Origin of the sequence: Pseudomonas sp. NPDC088444, assembly GCF_044900175.1 — a bacterium.
Taxonomy (GTDB): domain Bacteria; phylum Pseudomonadota; class Gammaproteobacteria; order Pseudomonadales; family Pseudomonadaceae; genus Aquipseudomonas.
In genome coordinates, this window is sequence record NZ_JBJDNK010000004.1 from 103,137 (window position 1) to 119,671 (window position 16,535).

Annotated in this window: 14 protein-coding genes; 10 read left to right on the plus strand and 4 right to left on the minus strand. The window is 60.8% G+C overall.

The genetic code is table 11. The annotated features are described in order from the left end of the window. The 8 genes from ACI2KB_RS09525 to ACI2KB_RS09560 all read left to right on the plus strand — a co-directional run bounded on the left by ACI2KB_RS09525 (window position 1) and on the right by ACI2KB_RS09560 (window position 9,353). Entirely contained in the window at window positions 1–1,440 is a 1,440-nt protein-coding gene (locus ACI2KB_RS09525) for an alginate O-acetyltransferase (protein WP_404633761.1), read from the plus strand. A gap of 7 nt (window positions 1,441–1,447) precedes the next feature. Continuing rightward, window positions 1,448–2,584 (plus strand): mannuronate-specific alginate lyase, encoded by a 1,137-nt coding sequence (locus ACI2KB_RS09530; RefSeq protein WP_404634345.1) that lies wholly within the window; start codon window positions 1,448–1,450, stop codon window positions 2,582–2,584. Between the two features lie 241 nt (window positions 2,585–2,825). Next, the gene (locus ACI2KB_RS09535; protein WP_404633763.1) at window positions 2,826–4,391 is read left to right on the plus strand and encodes an MBOAT family O-acyltransferase; all 1,566 of its coding nucleotides are present in this window, start codon (window positions 2,826–2,828) and stop codon (window positions 4,389–4,391) included. 10 nt (window positions 4,392–4,401) lie between these two features. Continuing rightward, window positions 4,402–5,574 carry an alginate O-acetyltransferase gene (locus ACI2KB_RS09540; RefSeq protein ID WP_404633765.1) on the plus strand — a complete coding sequence of 391 codons (1,173 nt, stop codon included), beginning with the start codon at window positions 4,402–4,404 and terminating at the stop codon, window positions 5,572–5,574. A gap of 37 nt (window positions 5,575–5,611) precedes the next feature. Continuing rightward, entirely contained in the window at window positions 5,612–6,268 is a 657-nt protein-coding gene (locus ACI2KB_RS09545; RefSeq protein WP_404634347.1) for an alginate O-acetyltransferase AlgF, read from the plus strand. Window positions 6,269–6,402: 134 nt separating this feature from the next. Next, complete coding sequence (locus ACI2KB_RS09550) at window positions 6,403–7,857, plus strand: mannose-1-phosphate guanylyltransferase/mannose-6-phosphate isomerase (protein ID WP_404633767.1); 1,455 nt, start codon at window positions 6,403–6,405, stop codon at window positions 7,855–7,857. 177 nt (window positions 7,858–8,034) lie between these two features. After that, a complete protein-coding gene (locus ACI2KB_RS09555; protein ID WP_404634349.1) occupies window positions 8,035–8,499 on the plus strand; it encodes a multidrug transporter in 465 nt (154 codons plus the stop codon). Window positions 8,500–8,528: 29 nt separating this feature from the next. Continuing rightward, complete coding sequence (locus tag ACI2KB_RS09560) at window positions 8,529–9,353, plus strand: SDR family oxidoreductase (RefSeq protein ID WP_404633769.1); 825 nt, start codon at window positions 8,529–8,531, stop codon at window positions 9,351–9,353. Here the strand turns inward: ACI2KB_RS09560 and ACI2KB_RS09565 are convergent, their stop codons facing one another. From ACI2KB_RS09565 to ACI2KB_RS09580, 4 genes are all read right to left on the minus strand, one after another. Continuing rightward, the gene (locus ACI2KB_RS09565; protein WP_404633771.1) at window positions 9,354–10,211 is read right to left on the minus strand and encodes an efflux RND transporter periplasmic adaptor subunit; all 858 of its coding nucleotides are present in this window, start codon (window positions 10,209–10,211) and stop codon (window positions 9,354–9,356) included. Window positions 10,212–10,229: 18 nt separating this feature from the next. Then, on the minus strand, window positions 10,230–10,430 hold the full coding sequence (locus ACI2KB_RS09570) for a DUF1656 domain-containing protein (protein ID WP_404633773.1): 201 nt from the start codon (window positions 10,428–10,430) through the stop codon (window positions 10,230–10,232). Beyond that, window positions 10,420–12,618, minus strand: a complete 2,199-nt coding sequence (locus ACI2KB_RS09575) for an FUSC family protein (protein WP_404633775.1) — start codon at window positions 12,616–12,618, stop codon at window positions 10,420–10,422. The genes ACI2KB_RS09570 and ACI2KB_RS09575 overlap by 11 nt, the downstream gene beginning before the upstream one ends. Before the next feature lie 68 nt (window positions 12,619–12,686). After that, window positions 12,687–14,198, minus strand: coding sequence for an efflux transporter outer membrane subunit (locus tag ACI2KB_RS09580; RefSeq protein ID WP_404633777.1), 1,512 nt, complete (start codon window positions 14,196–14,198; stop codon window positions 12,687–12,689). 196 nt (window positions 14,199–14,394) lie between these two features. Here ACI2KB_RS09580 and ACI2KB_RS09585 point away from each other — a divergent pair, with 196 nt between their 5' ends. Together ACI2KB_RS09585 and ACI2KB_RS09590 are read left to right on the plus strand one after the other, a co-directional pair. Further along, window positions 14,395–15,342, plus strand: a complete 948-nt coding sequence (locus ACI2KB_RS09585) for a LysR family transcriptional regulator (protein WP_404633779.1) — start codon at window positions 14,395–14,397, stop codon at window positions 15,340–15,342. 202 nt (window positions 15,343–15,544) lie between these two features. Beyond that, on the plus strand, window positions 15,545–16,519 hold the full coding sequence (locus ACI2KB_RS09590; RefSeq protein ID WP_404633781.1) for a 2-hydroxyacid dehydrogenase: 975 nt from the start codon (window positions 15,545–15,547) through the stop codon (window positions 16,517–16,519). The last annotated feature ends 16 nt before the right edge of the window (window positions 16,520–16,535 follow it).

Below are 16,535 nucleotides of genomic sequence, written 5' to 3' on the forward strand. Positions count from 1 at the left end.
ATGCACGCACACTTGATCAAATTGCTGACCCTCTCGGGACTCGCCGCCGCTCTGTTCGCGGCCAGCAACACGGCATCTGCCGCCGACGCCGCAGCGCCGAGCTTCACCGCAGAACCTTGCTGCAGCCTGTGCCCGGAAGCCCATGACGCGAAGAACTACGTCACGCGCTACCAACAGAACTTCACCACACTGGTGCAGGCTCAGGGTGATTGGCTGTTCCGGACTCGCGAAGACCTGCGTACCGAGTTCGACACTACGCCCGAGGGCTACCGTCGCATGCAGCAACTGCACGATGCCTTCAAGAGCAAGGGCGTCGAACTGGTCATCGTCTATCAGCCGACCCGTGGTCTGGTGGACCGCAACAAGTTGTTCCCGGCGGACCGCGACAAGTTCGACTACAACACGGCCCTGCGCAACTACCAGGCCATGCTCGGTCGTTTCGCGAAAATGGGCTACACCGTGCCAGACCTGTCGCCGCTGACCAACGAGCAACAGGCTCATGATTTCTATTTCCGTGGGGACCAGCACTGGACGCCCTACGGTGCTCAGCGCACGGCGAAAATCGTTGCGGAGTCGGTGAAGAAAATGCCGGCCTTCGCGGACATTCCCAAACGTGAATTCGAGACCCATCTGTCAGGCCGCATGGGCAAGAAGGGCACTCTGCACAACATGGCCGGTCAGTTGTGTGGCACCAGCTACGCCATCCAGTACATGGATCAGTTCGAGACGGAACCCAAGGGCGAAGCGGCCGACGGCGACCTGTTCGGTGACTCCGGCAACCCGGAAATCACCCTGGTCGGTACCAGCCACAGCGGCAAGAACTACAACTTCGCCGGCTTTCTACAGGAATACATCGGTGCTGACGTGCTGAACGTCGCCTTTCCCGGCGGCGGCCTTGAAGGATCGATGCTCCAGTACCTGGGCAGCGACGACTTCCAGAAGCATCCGCCGAAGATTCTCATCTGGGAATTCTCGCCGCTGTATCGCCTGGACCAGGAGACCATCTACCGCCAGATGATGTCGTTGCTGGATAACGGCTGCGAAGCAAAACCGGCGCTGATGAGTACCAAAACCTCACTGAAACCTGGCATCAACGAACTGTTGGTCAACGGCAAAAACGGCATCAAGGACGTGCGCAACGGCAGTAATCAGATCGACATCAAGTTCGCCGACACCTCGGTGAAAACCCTTCAGGCGCGCCTCTGGTACATGAACGGCCGCCACGAAGACCTGAAGATCGAGAAACCTGAAACATCTGAAACCGACGGGCGCTTCTCCTTCGAACTGCGCAACGACGGCGACTGGGCAGACCTGCAACTGCTCGCGCTGGAAATTCAGGGTCCCGAAGCCGGGACCCCGCCGCAGGAAGTCGAAGCGAAAGTATGCAAACGCAACGTGTTCCCGAATGTCGCGCATCAAACCGCGCAAGCCGGGTTATGAGGCTCTTATGCACACGCCAAAACTGATGCTCCCTACCCTTCTGTCGCTGGCCATGGTGTCTGCGACCGCATTCGCCACCAGCGTCAGCGCCGCATCAAGCCTGGTGCCGCCGCAGGGTTATTACGAGAGCGTGGAGAAATTCAAGACCGGTGACAACAAGTTCACCTGTGATGCCACGCCACAGCCTTACACCGGCGCGCTGCAGTTCCGCAGCAAGTACGAAGGCTCTGACAAATCCCGTTCGACGTTCAACGCAGAATCCGACAAGGCATTCCGCGATACGACCAAGGACATCACCACCATGGAGCGCAATACCGCCAAGGTAGTGATGCAGTACATGCGTGATGGTCGTCCTGAACAGCTCGATTGCGCACTGGGCATGCTCACGACGTGGGCCAAGGCCGACGCGCTGGAATCAAAAGACTTCAACCATACCGGCAAGTCGATGCGCAAATGGGCGCTGGGCAGCATGTCGTCGTCCTACCTGCGCCTGAAGTTCTCCGAATCGCACCCGCTGGCCACCCGTCAGCAGGATGCGCAAGTGATCGAAGCCTGGTTCAGCAAGCTGGCCGATCAGGTGGTCAGCGACTGGAACAACCTGCCGTTGGACAAGACCAACAACCACTCGTACTGGGCGGCCTGGTCGGTGATGTCCACCGCCGTGGCGACCAACCGACGTGACCTGTTCGACTGGTCGGTAAAGGAGTTCAAGGTAGCGGCCAATCAGGTCGATCCGCAGGGCTTCTTGCCTAACGAACTCAAGCGCAAACAGCGCGCGCTGGCGTACCACAACTACGCCCTGCCGCCGCTGGCAATGATCGCCAGTTTCGCCCAGGCCAATGGTGTCGATTTGCGTCAGGAAAACAACGGCGCACTGAAGCGTCTGGGTGATCGAGTGCTTGCGGGCGTGCAGAACTCCGGTAGCGAATTCCAGGCGCGCGACGGCCAGCAGCAAGACATGACGGATCTGAAAACCGACATGAAATTCGCTTGGCTGGAACCCTACTGCTCGCTCTACGACTGCAGCCCGGATGTGCTCGAACGCAAGCACAAGATGCAACCGTTCAAGAACTTCCGCCTGGGCGGGGACATGACCCGGACCTACGACCCAAGCCATGAGAAGGGTGAGAAAGGCGGTTCTTAACCACGACGGCATTCACAGACACGACACCACTGTCCTGTCTGGTGATGCCTTCTGTGGGAGCCGGCTTGCTGGCCAAAGCGGTGGATCAGAGACGTCTCTGTAGCTGGATAACCGCATTCGCCAGCAAATCGGCTCCCACAGAGTTCGGCGTTGGCAGTGAGATTCATGTTTCACCCCTCCATTTCCATGGGGGGTTTGGGGGGGCTGTGGCCCTTGGTGCTGGACTAACGGAGAGATAAGGATGGTTTTCTCATCCAACGTGTTCCTGTTCCTGTTCTTGCCGGTGTTTCTCGGCTTGTACTACGTGAGCGGAAACCGCTACCGCAACCTGCTGCTGCTGGTTGCCAGTTACGTGTTCTACGCCTGGTGGCGTGTGGACTTCCTGGCCCTGTTCGCAGCCGTGACGCTGTGGAACTACTGGATCGGCCTGCGCGTTGGCGCGGCCGGGGTCAAGACCAAACCGGCGCAGCGCTGGCTGCTGTTGGGCGTCGCGGTAGACCTGTGCATCCTCGGCTACTTCAAGTACGCCAACTTCGGCGTGGACAGCCTCAACGCGATCATGACCTCGTTCGGTCTTGAGCCGTTCATCCTGACCCACGTGCTGTTGCCGATCGGCATCTCGTTCTACATCTTCGAGTCCATCAGCTACATCATCGACGTCTACCGTGGCGACACCCCGGCCACGCGCAACCTGATCGACTTCGCAGCGTTCGTGGCGATCTTCCCGCACCTGATCGCCGGTCCTGTGCTGCGTTTCCGTGACCTGGTGGACCAGTTCAACAACCGCACCCACACGCTGGACAAGTTCTCCGAAGGCTGTACCCGGTTCATGCAGGGCTTCATCAAGAAGGTCTTCATCGCTGATACTCTGGCCGTGGTCGCCGACCACTGCTTCGCCCTGCAAAACCCGACCACGGGCGATGCGTGGCTAGGCGCACTGGCCTATACGGCGCAGCTGTATTTCGACTTCTCCGGTTACAGCGACATGGCCATCGGCCTGGGCTTGATGATGGGTTTCCGCTTCATGGAAAACTTCAAACAGCCTTACATCAGCCAGTCGATCACCGAGTTCTGGCGCCGCTGGCACATCAGCCTGTCGACCTGGCTGCGTGATTACCTCTACATCACCCTGGGCGGCAACCGTGGCGGCAAGGTCGCAACCTACCGCAACCTGTTCCTGACAATGCTGCTGGGCGGCCTGTGGCACGGCGCCAACATCACCTACATCGTCTGGGGTGCGTGGCATGGTGTGTGGCTGGCCATTGAGAAAGCACTGGGCATCAACACCGCGCCGAAAACCTTCAACGTCGTGCGCTGGGCCTTCACCTTCCTGTTGGTGGTGATGGGCTGGGTGATCTTCCGTGCAGAAAACCTGCACGTTGCCGCTCGCATGTACGGTGCGATGTTCAGCTTCAGCGACTGGCAGCTCTCGGACCTCAATCGCGCCAGCCTCACCGGCCTGCAAGTGGCAACCCTGATCGTGGCGTACATCACGCTGGCGTTCTTCGGTCTGCGCGACTTCTACCGCAACCGTGCACCCGAGAAGCCCAGAACCGAAACCAACGTTCAAGCCGACGGCCCTGCCACCGCGCAGCCAGGCCTGATCAAAGCCGTACCGGGCGACAAACCGGGCAGCATCCATCAACCGGGTTACATCGTCGGCACCGAGGCGCAGGTTCAGCCTGCCTACTGGACCGTCGACTGGTCACGCTATGCCATGCGCGCCCTGATCCTGCTGATGTTCATCGCCTCGATTCTCAAACTCTCGGCGGCCAGCTTCTCGCCGTTCCTGTACTTCCAGTTCTGAGGCGCCTGACATGACCCGCTCATTGCGTTTCATCTACATCTTCCTGTTCCTCGCCATCCTGCTGGCGCTGGGCCTGTGGTCGCTGCGCAGCTTCATCGGCTTCTCGACGTCCAAGGAAACCACCGTGCTCAACGGTCACTGGACCAAAGCGGTGGAAACTCACTACGACGACCAGTTCCCGATCAAGCGTCTGGGCACCAATCTCTGGGCTGCGCTGGACTACAAGGTGTTCAACGAAGGCCGTCCGGGCGTGATTCTGGGCAAGGACCAGTGGCTGTACACCGACGAGGAATTCGACGCGGTGGTCAACGGCGAGCAAAACGAAGCCGACAACCTGGCCATCATCGAAGGCGTGCGCGACACCCTGAAGAAACAGGGCACGCAACTGGTGCTGGCCATCGTTCCGGCCAAGACCCGTCTGTACCCCGAGCACATCGGCGACACCAAACCCACAGCGCTGCACACTGACCTGTACCAGCAGTTCCACGCGCAAGTGAGCCAGGCCGGCATCTTCGCCCCTGACCTGCTGGCGCCTCTGCAAAACGCCAAGGACAAGGGCCAGGTCTTCCTTCGCACCGACACCCACTGGACGCCCATGGGCGCCGAGGTGGTCGCGCAGCAACTGGGCGAAGCGATCTCGAAAGAGACCCCGCTCAGTGGCGATCCGCAAAACTTCGTCACCGAAGCCAAGTCGACCGCGCCGTACAAGGGTGACCTGACCAACTTCCTGCCGCTGGACCCGCTGTTCAGCAACCTGCTGCCCAAGCCGGATGATCTGCAACAGCGCAGCACCAATCCGGCCCAAACCGAAGGTGAAGGCGGCGACGCACTGTTCGCCGACAACTCGGTGGCGGTCGGCCTGGTGGGCACCAGCTACAGCGCCAACCCCAACTGGAACTTCGCAGGTGCCCTGAAGCAAGCCTTGCACAGCGACGTCGTGAATTACGCCGAAGACGGCCATGGCCCGATCCTGCCGATGCTCAAGTACCTGCAGACCGACGCCTTCAAGAGCAACCCGCCGCAGGTGCTGATCTGGGAATTCCCGGAGCGCTACCTGCCTGCACACAACGACCTGACCGAGTTCGATCCGCAGTGGATCGCCGAACTCAAGAAGGCCCGCGACCCACAACAAAATCTGGCGCAGAACGCCAACAACGAATCGCCCAGCCGGGCGCAAAACTGAGAGGACTCCTCACATGACTATGCAGACCACCACTCACATGCCTACCCGTTCGACCAAATCCGGCCTGCTGAAAACCTGCGTATTGGCCGCAAGCCTGAGCTTTGTCTCTCTCTCGGCCTTCGCCGGTGGCGACGCCGCCCTGTACGGCCCGACCGCACCGAAGGGCTCGACCTTCGTGCGTGTCTACAACGCCAGCAACGCCGAAATCAGCGCCAGCGTCGGCAACACCAGCCTCAACGAAATCGGCCCGCTGGCCAGCAGCGATTTCAGCTTCATGCCGCAAGGCGACTACAGCGCCAAGATCGGCAGCAACACCCTGCCGGTGAAGCTGGCGAGCGACCACTACTACACCATCGTCAACAACACCTCGGGCGCACCACAACTGGTGGAAGAGCCGCCGTTCAAGAACAAGCAGAAGTCGCTGGTGCGCGTGCAGAACCTGAGCGACAAGGCGCTGACCCTGAAAACCGCAGACGGCAAGACCTCCGTGGTGGATTCGGTCAAGGCCAAGGGCACCGGCGAGCGTGAAATCAACCCGGTCAAGGTCAGCTTCGCGCTGTTCGACGGCGACAAGAAAGTCAGCGACCTGAAGCCGGTCGCCCTCGAGCGCGGTGAGGCAGCGGTGCTGTACGTCACCGGCAACGGCAGCAACCTGTCGCCCGTGTGGGTCAAGCGCCCTACGTCGACCCAGTAACGCATTTCATCTGTGGGAGCCGGCTTGCTGGCTCCCACAGGTTGTGTGACACACCCAATAAGAAACACCCGAAACGACAGACAACTACCGACGTATAGCCCAAACAAACGCTATCGAAATTTTGGAGAAACAAAATGATTCCAGTGATCTTGTCAGGTGGCAGCGGTTCCCGACTCTGGCCTCTTTCGCGTAAACAGTTCCCCAAACAGTTCCTGGCCTTGACCGGCGAACACACCCTGTTCCAGCAGACCCTCGAACGCCTGCAATTCGAGGGCATGCAGCACCCCATCGTGGTCTGCAACAAGGAACACCGCTTCATCGTCGGCGAGCAGCTCGACGGTCTGGGTCTGGACACTCAGGCCATCATCATGGAGCCGTTCGGCCGCAACACCGCGCCTGCAGTGGCCATCACTGCCATGATGCTGGCCAACGAAGGCCGTGACGAGCTGATGCTGGTGCTGCCAGCCGACCACGTAATTGACGACCAGAAGGCCCTGCAACGCGCGCTGGCCTTGGCGACCGTCGCCGCCGAGCGTGGCGAAATGGTGCTGTTCGGCGTACCGGCCACTCGCCCGGAAACCGGCTACGGCTACATCCGTTCCACCGCCGACGCCCTGCTGCCGGAAGGCGTGAATCGCGTGGCCCAGTTCGTCGAAAAACCTGACGAAAAACGCGCCCAGGAATTCGTCGAAGCCGGGGGCTACTACTGGAACAGCGGCATGTTCCTGTTCCGCGCCAGCCGCTATCTCGAAGAGCTGAAAAAACACGATCCGGACATCTACGATAACTGTCTCCTGACCCTGGAGCGCAGCAAGCACGACGGCGACAACATCGAGCTGGATCAAGCCAGCTTCGCGTGCTGCCCGGACAACTCCATCGACTATTCCGTCATGGAAAAAACCCAGCGCGCCTGCGTGGTGCCGCTGGAAGCGGGCTGGAACGACGTGGGTTGCTGGGCATCGCTGTGGGAAGTTCATGACAAAGACGATCAGGGCAACGTCACCAAAGGCGACGTGGTCATCCAGGACAGCCGCAACTGCATGATCCAGGGCAACGGCAAACTGGTCACCGTGATCGGCCTGGACAACATCGTGGTGGTCGAAACCAAGGACGCCATGATGATCGCCCACAAAGACAAGGTTCAGGGCGTCAAGCAACTGGTCAACACCCTCAACGAGCGGGGCCGCACCGAGACCCAGAACCACCTCGAAGTCTATCGCCCTTGGGGTTCCTACGACTCCGTGGACATGGGGGGCCGCTTCCAGGTCAAGCGCATCTCGGTCAAACCGGGTGCCAGCCTGTCGTTGCAGATGCACCACCACCGCGCTGAACACTGGATCGTGGTGTCGGGCACCGCACAGGTCACCTGTGACGAGAACGTGTTCCTGCTCACCGAGAACCAGTCGACCTACATCCCGATCGCCTCGGTCCACCGCCTGCGCAACCCGGGCAAAATCCCGCTGGAAATCATCGAAGTGCAATCCGGCAGCTACCTGGGTGAAGACGACATCGAGCGTTTCGAGGATGTGTATGGCCGCTCGACGCCGGGTATCGATGTGGGTGTAAAAACCCAGACCATCGCGCGTTGATAAACCTCTAACACCCCGTTGCAGTGCCCCTGCCCATCGTCTGCGTATCCCCATCCGCAGACGACGGGCAGGGGCTTTTTTATGGGTCCGTTACTGGGTGCGTCACCCAAACGCCGATTGGTCTCTCTCGCCCCTTTAGGTACGATGCGCTTTATCTGCCCTCGCGAGACCGAACTCATGATCATCGGCGCCGTACTGATCTTCACCTGGCTGATTCTTCTGCTGCGTTACCCGGCCAAGGCCTTGCCGGTTTCGCTGGCCGCAGCCATTGGCCTGGCGATCGTCGCAGGGTTCGTGGTCTGGGAAGACAAGCGCGATGCCCAGCGGTTGGAGCGGTTGCAGTTACGTGTGAACTACGCCCCTCAGCAGTGCCCGGTCGGGCGCCCTTTGCTGGTGCTGATCGATAACGGCAACGATGTGCCGTTGCAGGAGTTGCGCTGGAAAGTCGCAGCCTATGCGCCAGGCGATACCGTGAATCTCGCCGATGACACTTACACCGCGCCGCGCTATCGCGGCCCCGGTGAGTTGCTGCCGGGCAGCCAGTGGCAGGATTGCTTGCCTGTGCCGCCGCTGCGTAACGGCTATCGTCCGCAGACACTGGAATTCCGTGCCGAACGCCTGCAAGGTACGTTCTCAGGCTAACCCTCCCCCCTTTCAAGGAATGAAGCACCATGCCTGTCGTTCTGATCACCGGTTGCTCCAGCGGCATCGGCCGCGCCATGGCGGATGCGTTCAAGGCCGCTGGCCATGAGGTCTGGGCCACGGCACGCAAGGTCGCCGATGTCGAAGCGCTGACGGCCGCCGGTTTTCGTGCGGTGGAGCTGGACGTGAACGACAGTGCTGCCGTTGAACGACTGGCTAACGAACTCGACCAACACGGCAAAGGGCTCGATGTGCTGATCAACAACGCCGGTTACGGCGGCATCGGCCCGCTGCTCGATGGCGGTGTCGAGGCGATTCGCAGGCAATTCGAAACCAACGTGTTTTCCATCGTCGGCGTCACTCGCGCGCTGTTCCCTTTGCTGCGCCGCAACAAGGGCCTAGTGGTCAATATCGGCAGCGTTTCCGGCGTGTTGACGACGCCCTTCGGCGGCGCATACTGCGCCTCCAAGGCAGCCGTCAGTTCGTTAAGCGATGCATTGCGCATGGAACTGGCCCCGTTCGGCGTGCGGGTGATGGAGGTTCAGCCTGGCGCTATCGACACCCAGTTCGCAAAGAACGCGAGCCATGAGGCCGAACAGGTGATTCAGGAGGGCTCGCCGTGGTGGCCGTTGCGCGAGGGCATTCGCGCCCGCGCCAATGCCTCGCAGACCAACCCTACTCCCGCCAGCGAGTTTGCTCGCGATGTGCTCAATGCGGTGCAAAAGCCTAACCCGCCTCGTTTGCTGCGCTCTGGCAATGGGAGCCGCGCATTGCCGTTGATGGCGCGACTGTTGCCCAAAGCGCTGCTGGAAAGCGTCCTCAGCAAGCGCTTCAAGCTGCGTGGGCCGTTGTAATCACGGAGCCGGATTCACAATCACCGTACAGGTAATCCCCGCCGCCAACACCACGCTGTCCGGTACGTTATCCAAATGGATGCGTACCGGCACGCGCTGGGCCAGGCGCACCCAGTTGAAGGTCGGGTTGACGTCGGCGATCAGTTCGCGGCTCTCGGGGTTGTCGCGATCGTAGATCGCACGGGCGATGCTTTCGACGTGGCCCTTCATCACTTCGCCACTCATCAATTGCATGTCAGCGGGGTCGCCGACTTTGACGTGGGGCAACTTGGTTTCTTCGAAGAAGCCGTAAACCCAGAACGAGTTCTTGTCGACGACGGCCATTTTCGCTTCACCGATGCGCGCGTAGTCGCCGCGATGCACGTTCAGGTTGGTCACATAACCATCGACCGCCGCCAGCACTTTGGTGCGTTGCAGGTTCAATTGCGCGGCCTCCAGTTGCGCGACGGCCAATTGATAATCGGCCTGAGCGGAGTTGGCGACGTTGGAGGCGTCTTCGCGGTTTTCGGCCGAAATCACCAGTGCGTCCATGTCCTTGCGGCGGGCGGCGTTGACCTTGCGCATCTCCCACGTGGCCTTGCGTGAAGCGACCATCGCCTCGGCCTGTTTGACCGCCAACTGGTAGTGCTCGGGATCGATCTGCATCAACAGGTCGCCCTTTTTCACAGGCTGGTTGTCCTTGACGGGCACGTCGATGACCACGCCGCTGACGTCCGCGGCGACGTTGATCACGTCAGCGCGCACTCGGCCATCACGGGTCCACGGGGTGTCCATGTAGTGAATCCACAGCAGGCGGCCCATCCAGATGGCCAAGGCAAGAATCAATAACGTCGCGATCAGACTGATGAGCTTTTTCATCTCGAATTCACATGTGCCTCAACGGTAAACGGTCAGCGCCATCGCGCCAAAAATGCAGCTGAACAGCCCCATGCGCAACAGCGCCGGGTGCCAGAAAAAACGGTAAAGATCGAGCCCGGACATGAAGCGGTCCAGCGCCCACGACAACACCATCGCAACCAGAAACATCAGGGTCACGGTCGGCATGTAAACGCCGTGAAAGGCGACTTCACGAGGCATGGGAAAGTCCTTGCGCCAGTTGCGCATCAGCTTGGGCGGGCGCGAAGGCGGCCAGCGGTGATTGCGGGTCGAGCAGGCACGTGCGGATGAAGTGCAGGTAGCTCTTCACCCGACGCAACGCCGAGGTGTCGAAATGCGGGGCGAACGGCTCGTCGGTGTTCTGCACGCAGATGATCGCGTGGTCCACGGCGTACAAACAACGCGCCAGGTTGTGGTGATCGGGCTGGATGAACAGACGCACCAGCGCACGCCCCATGGCACGAATGGCCTGACGCCAGGGCTGGGATTCGGCATAGCTCGGATGCACCGGCAAGTCGTCTTGCTCGCGACGCAGCTCAATGATCGCGTGGCCGATTTCCAGCACCACGAACATCCAGCGCAGCAGGTTGCGCTGCACCTCGGGTTTTCCCGCCGCCAGGCCATAGGCCTGGTGCATCAGATCACGGGTGCGGCTTTCGAAGCTGGAACGAATCCCGCGCAATGGCGCACCGATGGCGAAACTCACTTGCTGACGCAAGTCATCCTCAAGGCGCCGCCAAAACCAGCGGCTGTTGGGCGGCAAGATGATCGCCCCCGCTGCCGCACACAGCAGCATGCCGATGACCATGCCGATGTAATCGTTGATGAACGCGTACGGGTTGTAGACCGTGAGGTTGTCCGGTGCCGAACCAATGCTGAAGAAGATCAACAGGCCCAGCCCGTATCCCGTCCACTGTGGACGCGTGGTGAGAAACGCGCCCAACGCGAACACGGGCGCCAGCACCATGCACAGCAACGGAAAACCATCGATGCGCGGCAAGACGAAGAACGTGATGAAGAACCCCAGCAGCGCACCGAGCAAGGTGCCGCAAGCCATCTGAAACGACATGCGTCGCGGGTTGGGCGTCGTCGCCGACAGCGCAACCGTGGCCGCCGATACCAGCATCATCGTTGCGCCGCTCGGCCAGGCCGTGGCGACCCAGTACCACGCCATCGCAGCCATGATCAACAGTGCGCGCAAGCCGGAGGCCAGCGACAGCGTCCAGTTGGTGGTGGACACGAACGGCTCGACCCACTTCTCCCGAGCATGGCTGTGGTCGGCGAGCGAAGCGTGGGTCTGGGCGTAATCGTGCATGTCGTCGACGAAGCGATAGAGCAATTCGTAGGCGGTGTGGAAATCCAGCAGGTCGTCGTCGCTCGGCTCGGTCTTGACGAACGCAGCCCGCAGACTGCGAACCTGTTCGGGCAGATCGGCTTTGAACGTGCTCAAGCGGCTGGCCAGCTTCGCGGCGTCGGCGTCGGTCAGCGCTCGTCCGGCAAAGTCTTCAAGCAGCGCGCCCAACGCATCAAGACCAGGCTCGATGGCCTGAACCGCAGGCGTTACACCACGACGACGCAACCGCTCCAGCAACTGATGCAGGGCATTGAAGCGCGTGGTGATGGTCATGAACTCGCTGTTCAGGCGATTCAGACGGCCATTGCGGCGACGCATGTGCGGGTCTTCGAACACGGTGACGGCGCGCTGACCTTCCAGGCCCACGGCATCAGCGATGAAGCGCACGTTGCTGGCCTCGAACGTCGCGGGGTCACTCTGGCCTCTCAGGCCGTTGATCACGAATTGGGCGAACACACCAAAGCGTTGGTACACAGTGTTGCGCATGGCCGCGCCGGAGCTTTGCGGCAGGATCGCGGCGCTGACCAGGGTCGAGCAGATGATGCCCAACGAGATTTCCAGCAGCCGCCAGACCGCCGCCATGAACGAGGTTTCCGGGTGCGCCAGCGCTGGGAGGCCTGTGAAGGCAGCGGTGTAGCCCGCCAGCACGAACCCGTAAGCGCGAAAGTTGCGATAGCGTGCAGCACCGGCGCAGCAGAAGCCGACCCACAGCGCCAGCAGCCCCAGAAACGGTGCGCTGTCCTGAGGGAACAAGGCCATCAGGACCACCATCACCACCGACCCCGCGAGGGTGCCAAGCAAGCGATAAAAGCTCTTGGCGAACACATGCCCGCTCTGGGGCTGCATGACGATGAACACCGTGATCATCGCCGTGCGCGGCTGTGGCAATTCCAGCCGCATGGCGATCCAGTAGGTCAGGAAGGCCGCGATCAAAACCTTGAAAATGTAGATCCAGGTCACCCCGTCGCTGCGCGCCCAGCCGTTGAGTTCGCGGCGAAATTCGAGGGATTTGAGCCAGGTCAGGGCTTGGTTCATTTCAATTCAAGACCTGTGTTGGCTGAGACGACGCCATCGTGGGCGTGGCTGAAAACTGCTCATCCTGCTCACCGCCCCAGCACATCCAATGAAATCGGCGTTTTCGGCGCAGCAACCTTGTCCGCCGCAGGCGAATCATTCCCCGCCATCAACCCGCCACCCAGCGCCACCACCAGTTCGGCATGCACGGTCAGACGCGCGGCCTGAACCTGTTGCTGAACCTGCTCCTGATGGAACAGCAGGGTTTGTGCGTTCAGCACATTGAGGTAATCGGTCAGCCCGCGTTTGTAGGCAACCATGGCGATGTCGTACGTCTTCTGCGCAGCCGCCACCGACTGATCGGCAAACACTTGCTGCTTGTTCATCGACTCGCGACGAATCAACTGATCGGAAATGCTCTTGAGCGCCGTCACCAGCGTCTGGTTGTACTGCGCCACCGCAGCGTCATACCCCGCCGAAGCCACACCCAGCTCAGAACGCAGGCGACCGCCATCGAAGATCGGCAGGCTGATCGCCGGACCCACGCTGTAGTTGAATTTCTTGCCGGTCAAAAACTCCAGCATCCCACCGCCGGTCGCCATGTAACCCAGGCTGCCCATCAAATCGACGTTGGGATAAAAACCGGCATGAGCGACATCGATGCCACGCGCCTGCGCCGCGACCCGCCAGCGACTGGCGACAACGTCAGGACGCTGACCCAGAAGCTGCGCAGGCAATGCAGAAGGCAAGGCGAGCGGCGCACCCAACGACAGCGTCGGGCGTTTGAGGCTTGCGCCGTCGCCCGGCCCCTTGCCCGCCAGCGCGGCAATCTGGTTGCGGCTCAGGGCGATGGCTTCGTCCAGTGAGTCAATCTGACGATGGGTTTCCGGCAGCGGGGTTTCAGCCTGACTCACTTCGAAGTGAGTGCCGATACCGCCTTTCAAACGACGCTGCGCCAGTTCAAGAATCTGCTGTTGCTGGGCGAGGGTCGCTTCGGCGATGTCGCGCTGGGCGTAGTTGAGCGACAACTGGATGTAGGCGCGGACGATGTTGTCCTGCAATTCCAGTTGTGCCTGACGCTCTTCGGCAGCACTCATGTGCGCCATGTCCAGCGCCTGCTCGGTGGTGTTACTTTCCTTGCCCCACAGGTCGAGGGAATAACTCAGCCCGATGGACGCGTTGTTGTCCCAGGTGCTGGTGTTCGACAACTCGCCCGGCCCGTAGAACTGGTCGGTCGGCCAGTTGTGGCGTTTGAGGGTGCTGTCACCCGTGACATGCAGCGATTCAGCCGACTCGGCGATCCCGGCCATGGCCTTGGCCTGACGCACGCGAGCAGCCGCAATGGCCAGACTCGGACTGCCCAGGGCTGCGAGTTCGATCCAGTGATTGAGCTGATCGTCGCCGTAAATGCGCCACCACTGGCCGTCGGGCCAATGGGCGTCTTTGGCTGCTTCCTTGATGGCGTCGTCGGTGGCCAGGGCGTCTGGCGACAACGAGTTGCCTTGAGGGGCGATTCCGCCGGTTCCGATGCAGCCGCTGATGAGTAACGTTAAAGCCCAGACACTGAGGGGTTTGAGTCCCCTGACGATGCGACGCGGCACAGCTGCAATTACCTGAAATGGGAGAAATGATTGGAGAAGAGTGGATATCGAGCCGCGATTCTAGGATGCGTCTGTTTCGGCGATAAGCCGGGACTTCTGTGAATCTTTGTTACCGAACGGAAGATAATCCTTTGGTATGGCTGACATGGATCAGTAACTTCATGTCACAATTTGCTATCTCACCAGAGAACGGCCCATGGACACTCTGCAAAACATGCGCGCTTTCAGTTGCGTGGCACAGGCAGGCAGCTTCACCGCTGCCGCAGCTCAACTGGATACCACCACCGCTAACGTTTCACGCGCTGTTTCCAATCTCGAAGCGCATCTGCAAACCCGCCTCCTCAACCGCACCACCCGACGCATTGCCCTGACCGAAGCGGGCAAGCGCTATCTGCTGCGTTGCGAGCAGATTCTGGGGTACGTCGAGGAAGCGGAAGCCGAGGCCAGCGACGCCCATGCACGACCGGCTGGGCAACTAAAGGTGCATTCGATGACCGGCGTCGGCCAGCATTATGTGATCGATGCGATTGCCCGCTATCGCCGCAACCACCCGGATGTGTCGTTCGACCTGACCATGACCAACCGCGTGCCGGATCTGCTTGAAGAAGGCTACGACGTGTCCATCGTGCTGGCCAGCGAGCTGCCGGATTCGGGGTTCGTGTCGCAGCGCCTGGGCATCACGTACAGCATCGTTTGTGCGTCTCCCGCCTACATCAAGACCTTTGGCTTGCCGCAGAAGCCTGAGGATCTGCTCAACCATGCGTGCCTGCGCCTGGTCAGCCCGGCGTTCCCGCTGGAGAAATGGGCGTTCGATGGCCCCGATGGCCAGGAGACCGTGACCATTGGCACCTCGCCGTTTCAGGTCAACTCGGCTGACGCCATGAAGGCCGCGATCAGCAGCGGCATGGGCGTGGGCATTCTGCCGATCTACTCGGCCATCGAAGGCTTGCGCAACGGTTCGTTGAGCCGCGTGTTGCCGCAGTACCGCTCCAACGAACTGAACCTGTACGCGATCTACCCGTCGCGCCAGTACCTGGACGCGAAGATCAAGACCTGGGTCGAATACCTGCGCGGCTCGCTGCCGGAAATCATGGCGGCCCATGAGGCGGATTTGCAGACTCATGTGTTGCCGGAGTTGGTGTAAGGCCCTTGGATACACACCCCATTCTGTAGGAGTGAGCTTGCTCGCGATGAGGCCGGTATGGCCGCCACATCCCCAGCGTTAGAGATGTTGTCATCGCGAGCAAGCTCACTCCTACAGGTTTCGGCGAACCGTAGCCCTCCCCCAACAAGAATGTTAGCGTGCTACGCATCGTCTAACCGAACCGCCCGAGAGAAGCTATCCGATGAAAAAGACCGTCCTTGCCTTCAGCCGCGTGTCCCCGGAAATGGCCGAGCGCCTGCAGCAAGACTTCAACGTGATCATCCCCGACCCCAAAAAGGGTGATCTGAACGAGCAGTTCAACGAAGCCCTGCCCCACGTCCACGGCATGATCGGCGCCGGTCGCAAGCTGGGCCGCGAGCAACTGGAAAGCGCGAAACAGTTGGAAGTGGTGTCGAGCATCTCGGTCGGTTATGACAATTTCGACGTCAGCTACCTCAGTGAACGCGGCATCATGCTGACCAACACCCCGGACGTGCTGACCGAAAGCACCGCCGACCTGGGCTTCTCGCTGATCATGAGCAGTGCTCGTCGCGTCGCAGAGCTGGACGCCTACACCAAGGCGGGCAAATGGACTCGCAGCATCGAAGCGCCGCAGTTCGGCACCGATGTCTACGGCAAGACCCTCGGGATCGTCGGCATGGGCAACATCGGCGCAGCGGTTGCGCGTCGTGGTCGTCTGGGGTTCAACATGCCGATTCTGTACAGCGGCAACTCGCGCAAGACGGCGGTCGAGCAGGAACTGGGCGCGCAATTCCGCACGCTGGATCAGTTGCTGGCTGAATCGGATTTCGTCTGCCTGGTCGTGCCATTGAGCGAAAAGACCAAGCACTTGATCAGCACCCGCGAACTGTCGCTGATGAAGAAAAGCGCGATTCTGGTCAACATCGCCCGTGGCCCGATCGTTGATGAACCGGCACTGATCGAGGCGCTCCAGAACGGCACCATCCGCGGCGCAGGCCTGGATGTGTACGAGAAAGAGCCACTGGCCGAATCGCCGCTGTTCCAGTTGAGCAATGCCGTGACCCTGCCGCACATCGGCTCCGCGACGCATGAAACCCGCCAAGCCATGGCCGATCGTGCGTGCGCCAACTTGCGCTCGGCGCTGCTGGGCGAGAAGCCGCAGGATCTGGTGAATCAGCAGGTGTGGAAGGGCTGATCTTCTGCGGTCCCTG